This window comes from Paenibacillus kyungheensis (genome assembly GCF_028606985.1).
Classification (GTDB): Bacteria; Bacillota; Bacilli; order Paenibacillales; family Paenibacillaceae; genus Saccharibacillus; species Saccharibacillus kyungheensis.
Genome location: NZ_CP117416.1, coordinates 1,123,782 through 1,145,859, shown reverse-complemented (window position 1 = coordinate 1,145,859; position 22,078 = coordinate 1,123,782). Strand labels below are relative to the sequence as shown.

General features: G+C 39.5%; 22 protein-coding genes and 1 riboswitch. Of the genes, 8 read left to right on the top strand and 14 right to left on the bottom strand.

The annotated features are described in order from the left end of the window. Positions 1-111 precede the first annotated feature (111 nt). The 7 genes from PQ456_RS04985 to PQ456_RS04955 form a co-directional block, all read right to left on the bottom strand. Positions 112-414, bottom strand: a complete 303-nt coding sequence (locus tag PQ456_RS04985; protein WP_273615147.1) for a hypothetical protein — start codon at positions 412-414, stop codon at positions 112-114. An 11-nt stretch (positions 415-425) separates the two neighbouring features. Then, positions 426-884 (bottom strand): cupin domain-containing protein, encoded by a 459-nt coding sequence (locus PQ456_RS04980; protein ID WP_204825371.1) that lies wholly within the window; start codon positions 882-884, stop codon positions 426-428. 39 nt (positions 885-923) lie between these two features. After that, the gene (locus PQ456_RS04975) at positions 924-1,367 is read right to left on the bottom strand and encodes an OsmC family protein (RefSeq protein WP_273615146.1); all 444 of its coding nucleotides are present in this window, start codon (positions 1,365-1,367) and stop codon (positions 924-926) included. Between the two features lie 156 nt (positions 1,368-1,523). Continuing rightward, positions 1,524-2,393 (bottom strand): ABC transporter permease subunit, encoded by an 870-nt coding sequence (locus PQ456_RS04970; RefSeq protein ID WP_273615145.1) that lies wholly within the window; start codon positions 2,391-2,393, stop codon positions 1,524-1,526. Continuing rightward, positions 2,393-3,373: an ABC transporter ATP-binding protein gene (locus PQ456_RS04965; protein ID WP_273615144.1), complete on the bottom strand. Its 981-nt coding sequence runs from the start codon at positions 3,371-3,373 to the stop codon at positions 2,393-2,395. The genes PQ456_RS04970 and PQ456_RS04965 overlap by 1 nt, the downstream gene beginning before the upstream one ends. Next, a complete protein-coding gene (locus PQ456_RS04960; RefSeq protein WP_273615143.1) occupies positions 3,370-4,518 on the bottom strand; it encodes a hypothetical protein in 1,149 nt (382 codons plus the stop codon). The genes PQ456_RS04965 and PQ456_RS04960 overlap by 4 nt, the downstream gene beginning before the upstream one ends. 25 nt (positions 4,519-4,543) lie before the next feature. Then, the gene (locus PQ456_RS04955; RefSeq protein ID WP_273615142.1) at positions 4,544-5,050 is read right to left on the bottom strand and encodes a sigma-70 family RNA polymerase sigma factor; all 507 of its coding nucleotides are present in this window, start codon (positions 5,048-5,050) and stop codon (positions 4,544-4,546) included. Between the two features lie 283 nt (positions 5,051-5,333). On the opposite strand from PQ456_RS04955, the gene PQ456_RS04950 reads away from it, so the two are divergent. Continuing rightward, positions 5,334-6,356 carry a hypothetical protein gene (locus PQ456_RS04950; RefSeq protein WP_273615141.1) on the top strand — a complete coding sequence of 341 codons (1,023 nt, stop codon included), beginning with the start codon at positions 5,334-5,336 and terminating at the stop codon, positions 6,354-6,356. Positions 6,357-6,421: 65 nt separating this feature from the next. After that, on the top strand, positions 6,422-6,664 hold the full coding sequence (locus PQ456_RS04945) for an NHLP leader peptide family RiPP precursor (RefSeq protein ID WP_204825378.1): 243 nt from the start codon (positions 6,422-6,424) through the stop codon (positions 6,662-6,664). Between the two features lie 95 nt (positions 6,665-6,759). On the opposite strand, the gene PQ456_RS04940 is transcribed toward PQ456_RS04945, so the two are convergent. After that, a complete protein-coding gene (locus PQ456_RS04940) occupies positions 6,760-8,655 on the bottom strand; it encodes a sensor histidine kinase (protein WP_273615140.1) in 1,896 nt (631 codons plus the stop codon). A 339-nt stretch (positions 8,656-8,994) separates the two neighbouring features. Here PQ456_RS04940 and PQ456_RS04935 point away from each other — a divergent pair, with 339 nt between their 5' ends. Beyond that, complete coding sequence (locus tag PQ456_RS04935) at positions 8,995-9,252, top strand: hypothetical protein (RefSeq protein ID WP_273615139.1); 258 nt, start codon at positions 8,995-8,997, stop codon at positions 9,250-9,252. A 96-nt stretch (positions 9,253-9,348) separates the two neighbouring features. Here PQ456_RS04935 and rnhA read toward each other — a convergent pair whose 3' ends face one another. Both rnhA and PQ456_RS04925 read right to left on the bottom strand, forming a co-directional pair. Then, a complete protein-coding gene (gene rnhA / locus PQ456_RS04930; protein WP_273615138.1) occupies positions 9,349-10,017 on the bottom strand; it encodes a ribonuclease H in 669 nt (222 codons plus the stop codon). An 80-nt stretch (positions 10,018-10,097) separates the two neighbouring features. Next, positions 10,098-11,336 (bottom strand): MFS transporter, encoded by a 1,239-nt coding sequence (locus tag PQ456_RS04925; protein WP_420540641.1) that lies wholly within the window; start codon positions 11,334-11,336, stop codon positions 10,098-10,100. A gap of 216 nt (positions 11,337-11,552) precedes the next feature. Here PQ456_RS04925 and PQ456_RS04920 point away from each other — a divergent pair, with 216 nt between their 5' ends. Continuing rightward, positions 11,553-12,038: a hypothetical protein gene (locus tag PQ456_RS04920; RefSeq protein ID WP_273615137.1), complete on the top strand. Its 486-nt coding sequence runs from the start codon at positions 11,553-11,555 to the stop codon at positions 12,036-12,038. A 24-nt stretch (positions 12,039-12,062) separates the two neighbouring features. Continuing rightward, entirely contained in the window at positions 12,063-12,272 is a 210-nt protein-coding gene (locus tag PQ456_RS04915) for a hypothetical protein (protein ID WP_273615136.1), read from the top strand. A 64-nt stretch (positions 12,273-12,336) separates the two neighbouring features. On the opposite strand, the gene PQ456_RS04910 is transcribed toward PQ456_RS04915, so the two are convergent. The 4 genes from PQ456_RS04910 to PQ456_RS04895 form a co-directional block, all read right to left on the bottom strand. Continuing rightward, positions 12,337-14,406, bottom strand: coding sequence for a class I SAM-dependent methyltransferase (locus PQ456_RS04910; RefSeq protein ID WP_273615135.1), 2,070 nt, complete (start codon positions 14,404-14,406; stop codon positions 12,337-12,339). A 110-nt stretch (positions 14,407-14,516) separates the two neighbouring features. Next, entirely contained in the window at positions 14,517-15,683 is a 1,167-nt protein-coding gene (locus tag PQ456_RS04905) for a pectin acetylesterase-family hydrolase (protein WP_273615134.1), read from the bottom strand. Between the two features lie 20 nt (positions 15,684-15,703). After that, complete coding sequence (locus PQ456_RS04900; RefSeq protein ID WP_273615133.1) at positions 15,704-17,068, bottom strand: N-acyl-D-glucosamine 2-epimerase; 1,365 nt, start codon at positions 17,066-17,068, stop codon at positions 15,704-15,706. Further along, positions 17,065-17,760 carry a M50 family metallopeptidase gene (locus PQ456_RS04895; RefSeq protein ID WP_273615132.1) on the bottom strand — a complete coding sequence of 232 codons (696 nt, stop codon included), beginning with the start codon at positions 17,758-17,760 and terminating at the stop codon, positions 17,065-17,067. The genes PQ456_RS04900 and PQ456_RS04895 overlap by 4 nt, the downstream gene beginning before the upstream one ends. 132 nt (positions 17,761-17,892) lie before the next feature. Here PQ456_RS04895 and PQ456_RS04890 point away from each other — a divergent pair, with 132 nt between their 5' ends. The 3 genes from PQ456_RS04890 to PQ456_RS04880 all read left to right on the top strand — a co-directional run bounded on the left by PQ456_RS04890 (position 17,893) and on the right by PQ456_RS04880 (position 21,766). Next, a complete protein-coding gene (locus PQ456_RS04890; RefSeq protein ID WP_273615131.1) occupies positions 17,893-19,866 on the top strand; it encodes a DUF2339 domain-containing protein in 1,974 nt (657 codons plus the stop codon). Positions 19,867-19,909: 43 nt separating this feature from the next. Continuing rightward, a complete protein-coding gene (locus tag PQ456_RS04885) occupies positions 19,910-20,830 on the top strand; it encodes an AEC family transporter (protein ID WP_273615130.1) in 921 nt (306 codons plus the stop codon). Positions 20,831-20,977: 147 nt separating this feature from the next. Beyond that, a complete protein-coding gene (locus PQ456_RS04880) occupies positions 20,978-21,766 on the top strand; it encodes a peptidylprolyl isomerase (protein WP_273615129.1) in 789 nt (262 codons plus the stop codon). A gap of 145 nt (positions 21,767-21,911) precedes the next feature. Then, a riboswitch (cyclic di-GMP riboswitch) is annotated at positions 21,912-22,006 on the top strand. Positions 22,007-22,078 lie beyond the last annotated feature (72 nt).

Below are 22,078 nucleotides of genomic sequence, written 5' to 3'. Positions count from 1 at the left end.
ATTGTAACGTAGCGGACTGAATAAATCTATAAATAAAGGTCCTGTCAGCACTGTAAATGCTATTCAGGACCTTTTTTTGGATAACTAGACTATACAATTTATAGAAATAGCTTACTTTAAGGACTGTTTACGTTCAGTCCACCATTCCATGTATTGATTTTCGATCATTTCATATTCATGCTGTTCATACTGCTCACGCTCGGAAGAAGAGATCAATCCTTCTTCATCTTCGTACATATGCCATAAGTCGGAAAACAAATAATCTTTGATTTGGACGTATTGTCCTTGCTCTCTACCATTGAACCAAATGATGCCTTTGGTTGTACGCATGATAATACGTGCTCCATCCATAGTACTGGCTTTTTGACCCACACGAATACTAGCGATCATTTGTCCAAACGTATACCATGTCATCTCATTTGATCCTAGCGTTCAATCAATTTGAAATCATCGTAATGGAACCCCGGTGCAACCACACATGATACAAAGACAGGATCATTACCAAGTGGTCTAGCCATTTGCCATTCTCCTGCTGGAATCAATACTTGTGGTGTCTGTCCAGCTTCGATATCCATACCCAAAATCATTTTTTTGCCTTCTACCGGTTGATCGCCTTTACCACCTAGCGTTAATTCTAGCGGGCTACCGGAATGAATCAACCACAACTCATCAGAGTGAACAACATGCCAATCAGAGATTTCATCACCATGCAGTATAAAATAGATCGATGTTGCTGAGAAACGCGGTCCTGAATATTGTTCTGGTAAAATATCTTTTGGAATTTCAAAAGAAGCTTTCCACATTTCTTTATACCAACCGCCTTCGCGGTGTTCATTCATATCTAGCAATTTAACTAATGGTGATAAAGGTAATTTGGTTCCCATGTATCATGACCTTCTTTCCTCAGAGTTTGGAGTGTTTACTTAGTCAGCAATACTAATTAACGGTTGAGTCGTGATCGTCACATTACCAGCAATCGCACGTGAGATCATACAAGACTGCTCTGCTTTGTGTGCAAGTACAGTTGCTTTTTCAACTTGATCGGCTGATTCGGCACTTAATACAATTTCAGGTCGATGAATCAATTGTTCATACGTAAAAATATTATTGGTCACATCTACAATACCTTCAGACTTCATCGTCAGACGTGCAACAGTAATATTGGAACGTTCAAGCATCGCTGCAAGTGTAATAATATAACAAGTTGCGGCTGCCCCTAATAACATCTCATCAGGATTAGTACCTATACCTGGTCCGCCCATAGGTTGCGGAATGGAGATCGCTGTTTTGAGATTGCCTGACTCGATCGTTCCTTCGCTATTACGTCCACCCTGCCAATTAGCATCCAATACAAATTGGTGTTTCATAATACATTCATCTCCTTGCTCTACTTACACATTTCATCTTGAACATTTTACCATATTCTATGGTTAGTATCATTTCTAAAATAAAAACGTTCTTGTTAAACGCGTAATTGCGTATAGAAGAACGTTTTATAGACATAGAGCGATATACACAATCATTTAAAAATCTTTTTTATAAAAGCGACGCATCCCCCAGAAAAATAAAATAATCGTGTAGATTAAAGTATAGATAATAAAAGCTGTTGAAGGAACTTGCCCTACCCCCATACGACCTCTCATTTGCTCATCAATATTAAACATACCTGTCAACTGTTCTACATTTAACAAAACAGCTAACATTTTACGTTGAATAGCATCTGCAGGCATCGCTAATGAAATCATGCCTGTAATATTATACAGAGAACGTGCCACTTCTGGCTTCATGTCAAGGCTACTAGATAATTTCTCTACCATACCGCCTAACCAACCTGCTCCATATAACATCGTCATAAATACACCATTTCCTAGTGCCGAAAAAAAGGTAGCTCCCAAAAAAGTAACGGTGACCAGAACAGGTACAGTTAGTGCAAATAATAAAAACGATTGTATATGTACAATCAAAGTCTGCGGTACAGTCGCAAAGATATTTGCAATAATAACAATTGAAATATACAAAAATAAAGCATAGATGATACCAAATAACGTATACCCTAACCAGCGCCCTACATACCATTTCCAACGCAAAATGGGGCGAGTTAACATCGCTTGCATCATACTCACTTCGGCTTCTCCAGAGATCGAAGAAAACGAACTAAAAATAATTAAAAAAGCTAAAATAAAACTTCCGAAAAAGAAACCTAAGGTCAAAATAGAAGCTCCATTCATAAATTGAGCAATTAAATCATGGTTGGGAATGCCATCTGATGATTTACCTAAGATTTGAGCGATAAATGAGAAAACAACAATAAATAACACTGTCATAATCAGCGTCATCATTAGCACTTTTTTACGTAATAATTCTTTCCAGGTCATACCAATCACTGTTGTCATTATTGCTCCCCCCTGTGACTTAGCCCGGATACGGCATCCATAAACCATTCTTCTAATTTTTCTTTGACTGGTTCTACATTGTATAAGGTCATTCCTTGATTCACGATTAAAGTATTCAACCAACCAATCTGCTCTTCGTTATCTATCGTTGCTTCTAACCAGACGGTCTCTTGTCCTACAGGCAGTGTGGTCGTTGCAGATGATATCGTTGGTGTAGCATATCGCTCTATCGAAATACCGCTAGTCTCGCTTAACCACGGTAGAATCTCCGGTGTGAATCCACCTACTTTGAATCTCCATTTGGTCTGAGTATACAAGACCTGACTGACTTGTCCATGACGCAAAATCTGTCCATTATTCAGTAGTGCTATGCGTTCACATAGACTTTCTACTTCTTCTAACAAATGAGAATTTAAAAAGATCGTTTTACCTTCATTTTTTAAATTTTTAAGCAGTTCACGTACTTCTAAGCGTCCAATCGGATCTAAAGCTGAAGAAGGTTCATCGAGAAATAAAATAGGTGGATCATTGACTAATGCGCAAGCCATCCCTAGACGTTGTTGCATCCCTTTAGAATAATGTTTGACTCTGTCTGTTCCACGCTTACCGATACCTACTTGATCTAACAATTGCTTGATTCGCGGCTTAATTGTACTCTGATCCATTCCACACAGACGACTATGCAACCGAACAACTTCTTCACCGGTTAACCATTCTTGGTAACGATACAGCTCGGGTAGATAACCGATATGTCGCTTGGCTTCTAAAGAACCAATAGGATCACCAAATAATGTAGCACTTCCTGAAGTGGGTGCTGTTAATCCAACTAACATTTTGACCAGTGTACTTTTCCCTGCGCCATTGGGACCGAGGAAGCCAAAGGCTTCCCCTTCTCCCACACTAATCGTTACATTGCGACAACCACGACCATTATCATATTCTTTTGTTAATTGCTGAATATCGATCGCTACTGTACTCATGATTGAATCAACTTCTCGATTTCTTTTGTAAACGATTCGTATGTGGTATAGGCACTTCCACCATCCAATGTAAATAATTCTCCATTATGAATCCATGTTCCACTATAAGATGTTGGATTCTCATTATCTGTATACACTGAGATCAAAACAGGTTCTCCTGCGATAGTCACACGTTCCGTTTTACCGCCTGATTCAATAGGTAATGGCAATGAACCGTTAATAATTTTATCGCTTTGCAATGAGTCTTTAAGTGATTGCGGCAAGAATGGCAGATCAGCAATCGCTTTAAATACTTCATCTGTAGAAACAGAAGCATCAAATTGGACCGTTGGAACTTTAGTTTGGGTTAAAGATGCTATATCTTCACCTTTAAACATCGTGTAGTAAATGCTTTCCGGGAAATACATAGTAATCGGAGTATTGTTCAGCGATTGAGGTAACAATTCTTTCCCTCCAAGACTTTGGATCGCTTTGTTAACCTCATCGACATTCATAATTAATGTCTCTGTTCTTGAACTTTGTACTTGTACCGATTCTTTATCATCTTGAGCAGCTTCTTTCATTAATGTGTAATTTAATAACGCTGCTGCTTTGGAAGGACTAAATTCCCCTTCTAGTTTGCCATACGTTGAATTAAATGTTCCGAACCGACTTTCCATTTCCCCTAATTCATTTTTACTTTTGTATTGATCGAACATATCGGACAATTGCTGACTATCTACAGCTGTTAACGTCTGTACACGGAATTGATCCAATAAGGCAGCCATTGCATTATTGCCAAATGGAGTAGCTATCACTGCTCCAGCGACCACACACGCAGCAATACCTGTTGTCCATCTTTTGCGAGCGGAACTCATTTTACGACGACGCTTAACGGTTGGTTCTGTTTCTGTTGATGAAGTATATGATTGTTCTTCATTAGATTTTTTCATAGTAATTGCACTCCTTTGAGATTGTTGTGGTTGTGATGATGGATCATCAATTTGAAATAAATGCGGTTCATTGGCCCATTTTTCCCAGTTAGAATGTGGCGTTTCATTAACAAGCTGGCTTTTTAATTTTGCCCATGCTTCATCTGTGGCATTCGATGAATCTGCTGGCCCTGTAGGATGGATGTTATTAGGGTCTTGTGGAAACTTGCTCACGTCTATTCCTCCTTTTGCTCTTTATTTACGTAGACCGTAGCATTTTTTTACGTAATTTATTGGTTGCCCGATGTAGTAATGTACCGACAATAGGTTGCTTTAATTGAAGTTCTTCAGCGATCTCTGCGTAACTGTAACCCGAGTATTTCATGAGTAAAGCTTGCCTATCCCGTTGAGGTAATTGTTCCAGCCATTCTTGTACCTCTTCTTGTTCCATTTGCTGTATCACGATATCCTCACCCGAAGGTGGAGAGTGTTGAAGATCATAGTATTGTTCTTGTTTATTTTGCAGTCGGCGTTCTCTTGCCTTTTTATCCATATAATCATAAGCAATCCGGGTCAGAACTCTGTGTAGCCAAGCCCCTATCGCTTGCGGATCATCGGGTGGATTGCGATATAGACGGAGAAAGACTTCCTGTGCCAGATCATCGGCTATAGCTTCGTCACGTAATAATGCATGAAGTTTACGTTTGACGATTGGATAATGTTCATAAAATATCTGTTGAAATTGTTCCGGTTCCGGAATGTCCATGTTGTCATGCTCCTTTCCGCTGCAGCTATAAGAAAGACGAGCGGTATTCACTTTTTGTATCTATTCCCTAGCAATTTATTTTTTATCTTTATGAATATGTCTATCTACTCAGGCTATATGTATGATTTTCGACAATATCATACATGTATTATTGATAATTTTGTTAGTCAACGTGTATAAAGTTCGATATAATAACACATGAACATCCAATATATTCAAATGATGTCGTATACTACCTGTAAAAAGTTCTTTGCTTATATAAGAATTTGAGGAGTGGAAGCTAATGCTTTGGTTAAAACCATTTGAACTTCAATTAGATGCTGTCTTTGAGGAAGCGAAGCAAAAAGTAGCCCATTTTCCAAAGCCACTACATGAATTAGGATTAGCCTATCTAGACAAATTTGATATCCGACAAAAACATAGCACCAAAAATTATGTCTGTTATTTGTTACCTTTCTGGATAGCCGAAACGATTCAAGTTCATACGGCTAAAGCAGTGAGTCATCCCTCTTCAGCTACTGTTTCTTCCCTTCACCTGCAATCGTTGCCTGAATTATCGCATCGTATGGGTGTTGCTAATATTTTTTGTATGCTTCATTTTTTTATTCAAGATGATCTTATGGATACACCTAATTTATCAACAGATCAATTACATGATCTGATCCCGCTTAGTCAGTTATTCTGGAATGAATTTGTAAGTATCTGTGGAGAAAATCTAGGTAACAACTCTTCGTTCTGGCAATACTATAAGCAGTTTTTAGCCGAGTGGGCAAGCGCTGTATACAATGAAGCCGATGCCGATTATTTGTTTGAACAACCACAACAAATTGCAAGTAAAGTGAGTCCATTGAAGATTTCTTTAATTGCGATGTTGCTTCAATTGGACTGTATGTATATGTTACCTGATCTATTACAACAATTGGATCAAGCTTTGATTGTATTACAAATGAATGATGATCTTAGCGATTGGCAAGAAGATATGATCGAACGCAATTACAATTGCTTGCTCGCTTTTATTCGCTATGAGGCAGTCGAGCATCATCAAGCTTTATTTTCAGATAAAGTTACTGCGGTACAAGTGCAGCAAGCGATCTATGATCAAGAAGTTATTCGTCGGTATGCTCAGTATGCACAATCTTCTTTTACCAGTGATCCTTCATTGTTTGTATCCGACTCTTTAATTGCATTTCGGAATTATTTAATTGAGCAATTGCATGAAGCAGCCACCTCTATCCATGAAGCTCGAAATACCCTTTTACAGGGAAGCTTACTATACTTTATTCAAAAAGACCTTACATCTTCATAGATTTTTAGAATTAGACATGATACACTGAATAGGTAATTATAACCATTTAAGGGAGGAAGATTAATATGTCCAGCCAAGCTATTTTTCAAGCACAAGTTATTCAAAAGGCGTGGGAAGACCCTAGTTTTATGGAGATGTTAAAAACCGATCCAAAATCAGCATTGAAAGATGTCTTGGGTATTTCTTTTCCAGAACATGTGCAACTCAAAACAGTTGAAGAAAAAAGCGATGAATTCTATCTGGTAATTCCTCCAAAGCCTTCATCTATGATGGCTGACGCTAAAGTGAAAGTTGACGCTGGTTGGTAATATTCCCCTTGTATTGTTAATATGGTTTTCTATACTTATACATGTCATACAATCGTACACAAAAAAACTGTTACAACCTTCTGGCAGCGAACCCCTTAGACTTGCGGGTCCGCTGCTGGAAGATGAATAACAGCTTCTGTGCCTACATTCTTTTTACTTTTAAATTCTAATACTCCCCCGAGTGCTTCTATAATGCGAAAAGTCACCATCAGCCCCAGGCCTGTTCCTTTGGTTTTATTCGAAAAGTATGGTTCTCCTAATCGTTTTAACTCTTCTTCTGTCATACCACTTCCGTTATCTTGAATATGAATTTCAATTTCTTTGTCATTTTGTTCTGCCCAGATATGAATCTTACCTTCTTCAGGTAAAGCTTCTATACTATTTTTCACAATATTAATTAAAGCTTGCTTGAACTTGGAAGAATTGCCCCGGATATCAATATTTTCAGGGATATTCATAGTGATCGTTCCTCCTGCTAATGTAGCAAGTGGTCGCATAATCCCTTCGATATGTTGGAATTCTTGTGCCAAATTAAGTGTATTAACTTTATCAAATTCAGGTTTGGCAAATGTTAAAAAGTCTGTAATAATCGCTGATGCGCGGTCGAGTTCTTCTAAGGCAATCTTGAGATGCTCTCGTCCTTTATCATCTGTATTCATTTGTAACAATTGCAAAAATCCACGTGTCACTTGTAACGGATTGCGTACTTCATGAGCTACAGAAGCGGCAAGTTCGCTGATAATGTCCATTTTTTCTGAGCGCTGAAGTTCATTGTTAAATAATTCTAAGCGACTGGAGTAGAGCACCATCTGTTGATGATTTTGAGCAAATCGTCTTGCCATCACAGATATTAGTGAAATCACAAAGATCATTACGCCCCATTTCCAGAGGGTTACACTATAACTTCCAGCTTGAATATAAAACCATGTTAATTCTCCCCCGCTGATTAAAGCGAAAATAGAAAAGCCGGAAGCGAATAAGATTGCATCTTTGTTTTTGCGAAAAGCATACGTTACTGCTACGACCATCAAAATCAATAATTGAAGAATTAACAGAATACCTAATGTTTTGACAGAAATAAAGTAGTAGACTGCAAAGTATCGTTCATTTGTTAAAATGTTAAAAATCATTGCCATTACACAGATAAACGAATAGGCGTATTGGATTTTTTTCATTTTAGTAATGATGCCTTTGTAACCACTACCAAACACACATTCAAAAAAGTAAAGCAACGCAGGTAATAAGATAAATAAGCTCAAATCGAGTAAAACCGAATACAATTTGTAATAAGTCGGGTAAAAAGTAAACAAAAATGGCGAGTAAGTTACCACTAATATGCCAAGAGAAAGAATAATGGCTGCTAGACTAAGCCACATTCTTAATTGATCTCGTCGTAAAAATACAGAACAGATCACCATGACCAGAGAGATAAAAATACAAGCACTACCCAGTACCACATCAATCAGATCCGAGCTAACATAAGAAATCAACATATCTTGATAATCGCCAACCATAATGCCTTGCTTCAGACTAATCTGTTCGCGCGCCGATTCTACCCAGATATACAGCAACTTGTAAGAATCTTGTTTGGTTAGTGGTAATAACAATTGATTTTGTTCATAGGCATAACTACGTTTCGATTCAAAAATCTTATCTTGATCCAAATACACAATAATATGCTTACCATTCAGTTCCGGAATCAATACACCGGCTGTATTCCACGATAATTCAGGCAAAGGAATACGAATCCATGCTGATGAACTATTCACCGGTTTGCCATCTTTCATAATTTCAGATGAAATCCAGGGGCTATCTTGATCACTATCCCATGGTTTGGATGTTAACGTATTTTGCGATTGCCATTTAATTTGCCAGTAATTAATAGAATGACCTGTTCGTTTTTCACTTTGAGTTGAAAATAAAGATAACGCCAAGACGACCACTATAACTGCGATTAAAACCCCGATTAAGGCTTTGGACAGAATCTTCATTTCAGCACCTCATTATAAATAAACTATGTAATACATATTCGTTTGGAAAATATACCCACCTTTATCTATTATACTTGCTCTCTTACTTCAGAGATACTATTAATTTTACAATGATACACCATCTACAAAACATTTCAAAATGCTTGCTCTATCGACTGATTTTGCATATTATTCTATATTACTTCACGTATATTTACATTATGCTTCAGTTGTTGATATAGGATACAAATGACTAATAAATAATGAACTTTTATTTATAAAATAATACCGATACCGTTTGGTCAGCGACAGACTAGGGTAAGCACTATTGATATACGGACGTATTGGAGGGATTTACTAATGACAGACGACAAACATTACGATGACGTATTTTGGAAGACACGCAACACGATTTTAAATGATGAAGATTCCCAAACAAATACCGAAGAAGAACTGCCTGAAGATGCTAAAAAGGCTGTGATTTTACCGGAAAAGATGGATAATCCTTTGTTTGGACAGCTTGCTGATGAAGAAGATGCAGGTCCGCATCCAAGTGCTGATCCAGAAGATCCTGAATCAGATGCAGCTCATATCAGCAATGATAAGCAAGAAGAATAATATAGGTTAACCCCTATCATTCATACAAAAAGATACCTGTTTTCGCACATATTGTGAAAACAGGTATCTTTTTGATGTTTTTTTATTATTCTGATCCTATTTGCGTCCATAATCGGCTTTGATCTCGCCCCAGCTTTTTGTTTCCCATTTCAAAATCTTATTATCATACTTATGTGTACGTAGCCATTGTTCTGCACGATCCACCAAATTCCAAATCTCAGCGGTAGATTCATCACGAATCAGTGTAGAGACTGCCTTTTTTTGCTTTACCCATTTCAGCGCATTAGCAGAATCACTATAGATTGTTTTGCTACTACCTTGACGATGCAGATAAGCAAGCGCGTGAACAATCGCTAGAAATTCCCCTAGATTATTTGTTCCTTTGGCAATCGGGCCACAAGTGAAGATGACTTTACCTGTCTGTGTATCCACTCCCTGATATTCTACAGGCCCCGGATTACCACGTGTGCCTACATCTACTGATATACTATCGTAGTCTATTAGATCTTTAGAAATGGTGGCTGAAGACGAAGTACGCTTATTATAACTATTACCGCTAGTTGAGCTGCTAGAAGAAATACTTTTGCCCTGTCCCCAGTGCTTTTTCCAGCCTTCTGCATATACTTTTTCAGCTTCAGCAAGCGTTTCATATGATTTATATTTAGCATCTTTGTATCCATTAGTATGTTGCTGACAATCTGCCCAAGAGGTATAGATTCCTGGACGATGCCCTTCCCATACTACATAATATTTTGACTTTGCCATACAGACCTCCATATTGTATTCCATCATTACTATTGATTTAGATTGTAGTATTCTGTTCCTCTGTGTGAACTTAATTGTATTTATGAATGAGGTACTTTACCAATTGATTCAGAGGAATTCTCCAGTACAGGAATTTCCCAACTACGTCGCTTCACAAAAAGCGCGCAGATCAATAACATAACCCCATTGATCACAAACACCCAGCGAATATCAATCCAGTGTCCGAGCAGACCACCGATAATCGGCCCTGCCATCGTAGCGATCTGGGAAGCAGATTGATTCAATCCAAAAGCTCTACCGCGAAAATCAGACGGTGTGACTTTGACAATTAAAGCATTGATCGATGGTAATACTGCCGCATAAAATAATCCATACGCAAATCGCAATATACCAAATCCCCAGATACTCGTAAAGAAAAATTGTAACAGATTTCCGATACCGCTTCCTAATAAGCCGATAAATAAGATTTTACCGTATCCTATTTTACCACCTACTTTACCCCAGCGTGGAGCCATAATTAATGTAGCTACACCGACAGCGGAGAACACAATTCCTGAACTTAATGAAGCATTATTGTTCGATACTCCCAAACTTTGTACATAGATCGTAATCAGCGGTTCCAAAATCATAATTGAAAAGGTGCTGATGCCCGCCAATATCAATAGCGCTACAAATATAGGATTCCCTGCGGCTTGCTTGAGATCATCACGAACATGAGAACGCTTAGCTGAACGATTAAAATTATGTTCTTTTGCCCAAAAGGTAGCGATAAGAGCTGCGATCAATACAATTGCTGCTGAAAATAAAAATGTATTGCGATTACCAAAATAATAACTCACAACTCCGCCAATCAGCGGGCCTATAATCGTACCTGTTGCGCCTGAGGTTGCCATGACTCCCAGTGCATAACCGGTTTTATTTTCCGGTGTGTTGGTGCCGACAAGAGCAATCGATGCTGGTACAAACCCTGCAAGCAATCCTTGAAAAATACGCACCACCAAAAATAAATAAGGGTCTGTTACAAAATAATTAATCAAGTATAGAGCCGCTAGACTAAAACCTGAACGAATCAGCATCGGTTTCCGTCCGTATTTATCCGATAATGATCCCCAGAATGGTGAAATTAACGCACTCGCCAAAAAAGTAATCCCAAACGCAATCCCTGACCATATCTCTAAATTGCTTGTTACGCCCAGATCGGCTTTTAGAAAAATAGGTAGAAATGGGATAGAGATAGAGTACGCTGTACTACAAAAAAAGACTCCTAACCACAGTACAACTAAATTCCGTTTCCATGAAAAGTTCTCGATAGCTACCACTTATGCCTGCACGTCCTTTCCATCACACCGCTTAAATATCTTACATTCTACTCTTGTTTAACCTATTCTCCAAATTCATTATCTTTTATAAGGAATGAATAACAATTTATAAGAGAGCGATTGCAATATTATAAATTCGGGTAAAGTACATGTAAGCCAAATCAATACGTGAATTCAAAATAGATATATTTATAACGTTAAGGGAGATGAATGATAATGAACAAACCATTTGATGATAATAGAGATGCTGCGGCGCAGGAATACAATAGATACCGGACGACTGAACCTGTCACTTCGGATGTAGAAGATGAATTGCGTACGATTCCTGAAAACGATCTAGATATTATTAATCCTACGATGCGTGATGAAGAAGGTATTCAACCAATTACAAGTGAAGATGTGGCTGTACGTGAAGCTAATGCAGAACTTGAAGATGAGCATGACGTGTCTCCATACAGTATTGATCTAGATGTAGCTGAGACGCCGATTGATACAGGAAACGACTTGAATAGCGATCCACTTACAGATTTGGAAGATGTTACGATGGATGATGAGTTCCCAGACATTCCAGATGCTGATCTGTTAGATGGAGAGACTCCTGTCGATCCGGCGGCTGTCCCTTTAGAAGATCAAGATGCACATGGAACGGATATCTTAAACGGATCAACAGGCGAAGACGAACCAGACCGTTACGGACGTTAAGATAGTAACAAGGAGGAATCTACGATGAGTACTCATGATAAAGATCAGGATAAAGAAAAGAAAAACCTGGTGACTGAACGCGATAATGATGATGAATTTGGATTGTTCAAAGAAGATTCTTTTCCCGATTCAGCACCGGATGAAATTCAAAAAAGAGTGATCGATAACGAGCTTCCGCATGATAATGAATTACCACGTCATGAAGAAGACAAAGATAAACCTGAAATAGAATAGAGTCTATACACCAAAAAGAACCTTTTCCTTATTGATTACAGGAAAGGTTCTTTTTGATTGTATATTAGGTTTTTTCAATCACGATAATACAGGTACTATCTGGCAAAGGAACAGATTCGCCCCACTCATCTGTTATGTTTACTTTTGGTTGTAATGCTTCGGTATAACCGGCTTGTAAAAAAGATTCTAAATGAACAATATGTGCTTGTGCTCCTAAAGTCTGCTCGATAAAAGTACGATATTGAGAAGGTGTCATATACCCGAACTGCTCCTGTACTTCATGCACATAAGCTTCTTCTCCCCATGTGTACGTATATAGAAATTCCATCGCATCATTTACAAGCATCATCACTTCTTGCTCTCCTGTCACTTCATACTCAATCGAACGACCGACAAAATCTTGAGCATATCGTTCTAATGCGGACAGACCATCATCTTGCAAAAACTGAATGCGGCGCTTCTGCCCTGTCGGTTCGGTCATAATGCCATCCCGAATAATAATGCGTCCACCTGTAGAAAGAACATCATACGCACTGGATAAAGCCGCAGCGACCGTTTCCAGATTGAACTTATGCCCGTTAAATGGAACGTATGAATATAACTCATGTAAAATCGACGAAAATAACACACTATCCACACTGCCAGGTTCAACAATTTCTCGTAATGCTAGCGCATCGCCTTTCATTACTTCCCACGAGCGACCTTCTAATTGCTTTTTACGTTGTAAAGCTTCGATCACATTTTCCGAAATATCGATACCGATCGCACGTTTATCCGACCATTCTTCTTCGATCAAGTCTAGCATCACACCGCCACCTGGTCCGATATCTATAATCGTCTCGCCGACTATATAACGGAGCAATATACGCTTATAATCGACCGTCTGATTCATCATTTCAAGATAACTTTCTTCATTATGAAAACGATCATAAGCATCACGCCGTAATCCAAATAGATCAAATAATAACAAGACAGCTTTCTCGTATAGCGGTGACTTTTCTGCTTCGATACAGAATTCAATTAATTTCTCTGCCGCTGGTGAAAAAACAAAGTTAAAAAAGACTGTATCCGCAATATGAGGCTCTTGCACACATTCATAACTCAAATGCGGACTATCTTGTCCCCATGTGCCTGTAGATAATTGATCCCAAGAGCACTCTGCCAACACTTTCTCAATCATTCTTTTTTTGTAGACATTTACTTTTTTGATGCCTTTATAATCGTAATACATCGTATTCATTAATCGTTCAAAACTGATATGGCGTACATCTTTAGGAACGATATGACTGATCAATGTGAATATTTTGGCAAACTCTTCAAAAGAGAAATCTTGTAATGCGGCTTCTACATACCAGAACGTCTGATGGTCAAGCAATGCAAAAGATTGCTCTAGATTAATCTGTGCATTCAGTTGGTGTAGACTTTCAACTGTATTTTCTCCTTTATGAATACTGGCAGCCCGTAAGCGCAGTATCCGATCTTCGGTTGTCCAATCTAAAGGTTGCTCTTGATAGACAATCGGTTGGATCAATGCAAGCACATCATCTTGTACTTGTTGCCATAATTCTGACGAAACGGCTTCTATAATACAACGGTTCAGTATCAGTAAAGTCGTTTTCATTTCTTCTGGTGATAAAACGCCATGACTGACTTGATCAGTTAACGGGACATTTTCTGCAAAAGGTACTTCTCCACGCAGACATTGACCGATTAGTCCATGTGTCCGAATCAACGTAGTCACTAATTGAGTACGTTCTTGCTGTGGATCAGCAGAAGCATGCATATACAATTCTGCCGAGCCTTCATTATGTACAAATAAATTAATGCCTTGTTCTTGCCAGCGTATCCGTTCACGCATCGTTCCGCCTTTGGCTGTTTCAGACCATATCAGCACTTCTTCGATCAGCTCTTTTTGCCAGTACGATACTCGCAATTGATCCAGAATGCGTAATGTACGTTCTACATAATCCAGTACAGGATTGGCATTGCTTAATTCTTGCAAAGTCGTTACACGTTCTAGATTCACAATCCGTTCTTCAGCGGATACCAAATAATGTAGCCAGAGATATGGATTATCGGTAGATAAATAACCAAGATTACGATAATTGTCTATAGCAGTTAATGAATGTAGCATACGGTCACATCCTTATTTTCTCCAGAGTATAGGGTTATTGTTAGTTTACCCGTTTTGATGTGGATTGATAATAAAAAAAGCGTTGAACCTGATGTTCAGCGCTTTTGAGTTTATTTGCCCATAGGAGATTCTACAAATTCTTTTCCTACAGAATACAGTTTATCTTTGTTAATAATGTCTCCCAACCAACGGCTTAATTTCACACCACTTTCTTCAGCAGTGTAAAAAACGCGTGATGGTGATAGAGTATGCGGTGTACTTCGTTTCTTCGTACCCACCCCATAATCGGTCACAAAGTAATAATAATTGTCTAACTCTTGATCCAGTTGTCCGGCAGAATCAAGCATACCTTGAGACCAGCTCTGCGTCATAACATCGTCTCCACTCACTAATCCGATTGTCTGCTGATTCAGTACAGCTTCATAGGAAGGTAAGACTTTATCATATAACGTATTGGATTGTAGCAAGATCGTATTCGCTGGAAGCTTCTGTGCATTGTAACGAAATGCCGCTGCAATAATATCTTCTTCGATCGGATAGCCGAAATGCTGCTCAAATTTGGATTGCCACACTTCATCAATAATATGATGCCACTGATGAGACGATAAATAAGAACCATCTGCATAATGATAGATTTGGGCATGCGGATAATGTTCTGCAATATGAGGAGCCCAGAATGCTGATCCAAATCCGCCTGCACTAGCTCCTGCGATAAATAATTTATCCGGTTCAGTAATATGATCGAATAACCAATCTAATCCTTTTAGCGTATTTGGTCTACCACTGTAATGAGCTGTAAAATGAATTTTACCTTTTCCTTTATACTTTACTTTATTGTTGCCAATATGGAAGTCTCCTGTCGCATAAGGAATATAGACAATTGTCCAATCGTAAAAAGGATTATCTTCACGATGATTATCCAGCATACCGCCTAACAGATCGGTTTTGTAAAAAGGAATATTGGCAAAATAATAACCTAACTCCCGATTATGCAATAAGGTACGCAATCCGAATGGCTTGGAAGCGGTATTGCGATCCCAGCTAATCCCTCCACCGGAAAAATAAACGACTACATTTTTACTTTTGCCACGCTTGGTTAGCAGGTAATAAGGTGAGCCATCTCCCGCTACTACAATACCGCTTAGATCTACCCGATTCCATTTATACAATGGCGATTCAGCAAAGCTGACTACACGAGTAGGACGCTTAATAACAAATAGAATAACAACGACAACAACCGCTACAATAATCAACCATTCAATGGTAGTCAACACCATTTCGATTCCTCTTTTCCCGCTTACTCTTCCTGTACGATGAATACTTTTGTTTTGCGCGGTGTACGATTCGCCTTTTTGCCTTTCAGTAACCATAGATCAGGGGTATCACTCACATCTTTGATCTCTAATTGAAAAGAGGTATTCGGTAACGACCTCGTGAATCGCAAAAATAACCGATTGCCATCTACAGCCGATTGACTGACTTTCAACTCATATGATTTACCCAATCCGATCGCTGGATATAACGTAACCGTACCAATAGATTGTGGATCAATCCGCTTATTATAAATAATCATCACTTCATCAGGTGCTATACGAAGACCCGATGAAGGTAAAGGAGGCTCTGCATACATATACCCACCAATATGGTATTCATAAGCGGTCCAGCTCTGATATCCAAGCGCATAGGCATGATGTTCCAGTTCATCTATCCAACGTCTTCCTTTGATCATACTGGATTTGGAGCCGATATCTGCTTGAATACCAAGAGGTAATTTGGGATGTAATGCTCGGATCGGTGCAGCTATACTTTCATAATCTCGAATATAGTTAGAGGGTAGACCACGCTTCATCCAATCCGGCCAATGCGTCTGCAAAATATGCATATCAGGCTTGACCAGATCGATCATCGCCAGCGCATCCAGCCCTTGCCATTCACGTAGCTTTTGAGTGGCTTCAGGATCGCGTACAGCTAATGACCATGTAGCTACTTTAATATCCGGGCGCACATCTCTCGCTCCATGCTCGCCATTAATAATTTCATGAATTAATCCATTGACTGCTTCTACACGCATATCAACCCAGCGCTCATAAATATAAGGAATTTTTGTATAATAATTAGCCGCGGAAGAACGGGTAAAGTTGGGCATATCCATTCCGTATTTGTCGAGAAAAGCTTGCTGTGCAAGCGGTCCAATATCTCCATATACTCCGCGTTCGATTCCGTTCCATTCTGGAAAATAAGGTTCTGCAATCTCAATTCCATCGAAAGGAACATTTGCTACCAGATAAGCGATCACTTCTTTTTTCCATTGAATATATTCGGTTGAAAAGTGAGAAAAGCGCTCAAATCCATCATTGATCGGCTTGAGCAATTCCATCCGCCAGGACGACCATTCTTTAGGCGCAAGTTCTACACTGAATGTGCCATTTCCTAGTACAAGCGCCCATACTGCTATTTCTCGCTGTTGCAATGCTTCTACCAGTGCGATATCGACCTGTTGCTCATTCACAACAAAATAATGAACTGTTCGGTATCCAGCAAGCGCTAATTCGTCAGCGATACTTTGCGGGGATCGATTAGCATAATACGGAAATAACGGATCGATCTGTATACTTGCGCCATGCATCGCCCACGGACGATTACGCTGTAGCGGTGTACTCATCTGCGCGCTCCTCCTGCTCGGTATACCGGTGGTTTTCGTTTACGCCAAAATAATTGAAGAGAACGGTGTGCACACCACAATGAAAAGCCTGCAAAAAGCACACCCCATAATACAGCAGGAATCCCGAATTGTTGCGCTAGTCCAGCGGCATCTCCAGCTCCAGCAGGGCTAGTAATACTAAGCCACAGAATCGTAATCGAGGATAGTACCGATTCTTCTAGTGTCAAAAACAGAATCAACAAATAATAACCATTACGTAACCATTCGGGCGCAATCACCATGACACCACTAACAATCACAAATCCGATTAACCAGTACAGACCGAATCCATGATGCACATATAATATCAACATAATCAGCGCAATAATGCCTGTTAACACAATGCCTTCTTTTTGCTTGCGTTTGTGATACAGATAAAATAAAACAATCACAAATATCGAAGAACCCATATATCCTGCTAATCCGATCGGAAGTCCGCTCCACATAGAACTTATCGTCGTATATGTCACTCCACTATGGTCTGCATTCAGCTCTATACTACTGACCTGACCGGATGTAATTAACGTAATCATAGCATGTCCAAATTCATGAATCATCGTGTTCAAATTACGAAATAACGATGAAAAAGGGATCAATCGTGTCAATACCGCTGAGGCGATCAATAACAAAATCGTATTTAACCATTTATTCAAAAGGTCACACCCTTACTATTTTAAGTTGCTATCTTAAATATATCGCTTTATAGCCTGTAAATCCATCTTCTACCTTTACAGCTTATGGTATAATTTGTGAATCAAATCATTTGTAAAGGAGTGTCTATTGCTGTGGATCATAACGATAAAGTAGAACAACTGGAACAGCGTATTCTCAGGCTTGAACGCGAAGTCGCTGAATTGAAGCAACTAGAAATGCAACGAAGACAGGCTTCGCCTCCACCCGTATCTCCTAATCGAACAGCTCCGCCCCCACCATCTGGCTCACCTTTCACTCCGCCTCCGCCAACATCGAACTGGCAAGATGCTTATGTGAATGCACCGCCACCGAAAGGAAATTACAACGCTAGACCGCAAGCGCAGCCACAGTCAGGACCATTTGCTGGTGCACAGCGCCCACCTGTACAAGCGCCTTACACACCGCCTGTTCCCAAGCCACCCAAAGACTGGGAACATCTGATTGCGCGTGTATGGTTGCCGCGTGTTTTTATCGTTGTATTGATTCTCGGGATTGTGTGGGGATTTATAGCTGTGGTCAAAGCAGGCTATTTGTCTGAACCGATTCGTTGTATTCTCGGCGTACTGGTAGCAGCTGTATTATACTGGCTCGGGGAACGTGAGGTCAGTAAAGAACGACCCGCACTGGGCAAAGTGTTATTAGGCGGATCGATTGCGATTTTAATTTTGTCGATTGTTGCATCGTATCTGTTGTATGACTTGCTTCCGTTTATCTTTGCATTTTTACTGTATATCGGTGCACTTGTATTTGGAGTGTATATAGCATTAAGTCAGCGTTCTCAATCGATTGTTGGGATCACGTTGATCGCAGGTTATCTTGCGCCTGTATTGATTGCTCCTGATGATCCAAATCTATGGATATTTGCTGGATTTGAAACGATTTTCTCAGCAGTCATGTTAGTGGTAGCGATGAAATATTCATTCCGGGTCAGTTATATCCTGGCATTTGCTTTACTACATATTACGCTTGGACTAAGTATGATCTGGTATGGCTTCTCTGTACAAAATGTAGTAGCTGTTTTGATTCAACATGCTGTCATTTTAGCGATTTCTGTATTATGGAAAAAGCGCAGTACTAGTATGCAACTAGGTGTTCTTTTTACCAGCTTCGCCTTTGTGGGCGGATGGCTTACCATTTACTATCTCGATGGTAGTGAGACAGGCGCACGTTGGATGATTGCTATTTTGTCGCTGATGTATAGCATCTTGTATGCTTCCGGTATTCAAAAGCGTACTCCTGTCGGCATTGCTTATCCTGCTATGGCGATCTTTGGTTGGTTTTTGTTATTGAATATGATTCCGAATTTCCCTGCTCGTATGGCTGTTATTTTGGTCGAAGGTACACTAGCGTTCTTATTGGCTCTTCGATTCCGTAACAAATTACAATTGGTTCTCGCTTGTATTGTATATGCGTATGCACTGTTAGCGACATTATTTGTTCCGATCGAACGTTTCTGGTCTGCATCTGCTTTTAACTGGTTAATCTTACTCATTACAATTCCAGCAATCTATCAGATTATTGGAAAATGGGTACATTCAGAAGATAAAGTCTATGGCTCACTGTATCGCAAACGTTATATTTTGATGTGGGCAGAAGCGATTCTGGGATTGACCTACCTTAGTCAATTGGTACACGTTGCTTCCCGATTCCAAAATGCTGATGTACGCCATCTGAGTCTTTCCAGTGCATGGATTATCTATGCGATTCTCATTATTGTGATCGGTATGGTTGTTCAGAAATCCAAATTGCGGATTATCGGAATATTGTTTATCTTTTTCACCTTACTCAAAATTATTTTTATCGATCTTCCAGATATTTCGATTGGCGTACGGGCGATCTTGTTTATTATATTAGGTGTGGTTGGACTGGGATTATCGCGTTTATTTTACAAACGCCGGGATAACAATGGACAACCTCCATCACAAGAGCCACCACTAGAAGCTAATATACCAACGAACAATCCTGAACGTTCTTATGAATCTTCAACTGAACCATTAGATAACCGTTCTGCTGATGTACCACCTGCTTCACCCGATAAACCTAAACATAATGATGATCTTTCATAAATGAAAAGATCCAAATGAATGATTAAAGAAAGAAGTGGAGAGATTGATTTTTACGATTTTGTACAGTGTGGTTCTACCGATTTTTGTTTTGATTGCGGTCGGGTCCATATTACAGCGTGTTTTCCAGTTGGATCTGTATACACTCGCCAAAATCAACTTTTACTGTATTACACCTGCGGCTGTTTTTATGAGTCTCTATCATTCCGATATGTCTGCTCAATTACTTGGAAGTGTTATCTTTTTCTATGCTTTGTATGTATTGATCTTGTATATTTTAGGATCAGCCACTTCCAAAGTGATGGGATATACCAAAGGGAAAAAAGCCGCTTTTAACAACAGTATTATGCTCGATAACTCGGGTAACTATGGTTTACCTATTAACGATCTAGTCTTTAAAGGCGATCCACTGGCTGCTTCTATGCAAGCATTGATTATGTCGCTTCAAAGTCTACTCACTTTTACGTATGGAGTCATTTCGATTCAAGGATCACGACTCAACGGTAATTATCGAAGCGTGATTGTTGGATTTCTGAAAATGCCTGTACCGTATGCGCTGTTACTGGGTCTGGTTATGCATGCGTTTGCGATTCCTTTGCCAGTGATTCTGGCTCAACCGTTAACGTATGCTCAACAATCAATGGTGGCAATTGCGCTAATCACGCTTGGTGCACAGATTGTAAAGTATCCGCTACGCTTATATCGCAAAGACATTTATCTAAGTATGGCGTTACGCTTATTCGCAGGGCCTGCTATCGGGCTTCTACTGATCTATGTATTAGGTATTCATGGCATTCCTGCACAAGCACTGCTGATCGCGTCTGCGATGCCTACAGGTGTGAATACATCGATTCTGGCAGAAGAGTACCGGAATGAACCTGACTTTGCTGCTCAAACGGTCTTAGTGTCTACATTAGTGAATGTATTTACGATTACTGCTGTTATTGCTTTGTCTCATCATTTATAACATGAAGATAAAACCTCGCGTCAAAGGTAATAGAGATGGTCTTATCCAAACTTGTATCTTGTTCTGTAGACGTTTTATACTAAGAATTGCTGATTCACAAGCGATCATTGAGCACTATAAACGACCTCAAAGGAGATGGATATTCAGATGTTGCGTCAATCACGTAAAAATGTAGCCTTTTTGCTTATCTTCACAGCGCTATTTTTGATTATTGCAGGCTGTGGTAACAATGGAACAAGCAGTTCCAGCACCGGACAAACAGGCACTTCAGGTACAACGACTGAAAGCACCTCAACAAGTACCTCAACTGACCAATCCGGTTCTACAACCGAATCGACAGGTACAGACAGCTCAGCAACAACAGGCACAACTGAAGAAGCTTCAGCAACAGACAATTCTGCTGATTTCAAACAAGCCAATGACCCTATCGTCACGATAGAAATGGAAAATGGTAAAAAGATCGAAATTGAATTGTTCCCCAAAGCTGCTCCAAATACAGTGAATAACTTTATTGCTTTGGTGAAATCAGGATTCTATGACGGTTTAACTTTCCACCGCGTCATTCCTGAATTTATGATTCAAGGTGGCGATCCTGATGGTGCAGGTACAGGTGGACCTGGCTACAGCATTGCAGGTGAATTCAAGTCCAACAATGTACAAAATGATCTAAAACATACACGTGGTGTTCTTTCGATGGCACGTGCTGCTGATCCTAATTCCGGCGGTTCCCAATTCTTTATTATGGTAGCTGACTCTCCTCAATTGGATGGAGAATATGCAGCATTTGGTAAAGTGACTAGCGGTATGGATGCTGTCGATGAGATTGTCAATCTTCCAAGAGATGGACAAGACAAGCCTAATACTCCTGCTGTTATGAAAAAGGTAACTGTAGATACTAAAGGGGTTACTTATCCTGAGCCTGAGAAAGTAAAATAAGATGTATTCCAAGCCATTATCTCTGATGTAGATAATGGCTTTTTTGTTGTGAAGTTAGTTACCTATTCACAAGTAACTTTAAGCAACCGATAAACATTGTGTACAACCTTTTTATACAGTACATGTGTAAGTCTATCTAATCTCATATTTAATCAGGCAAATTTACTGAAAAGTAAAGACGCAAAGCCAAAGGGTCTAACACATGAATTGTAGGGCATGTCATGACAGCCGGTTACCGAGGAATACCTGATGCGGTATGAATCGAAGGAGTCCGATTCATCATGAATACGATGATGTCTTTTGTTTATAAAA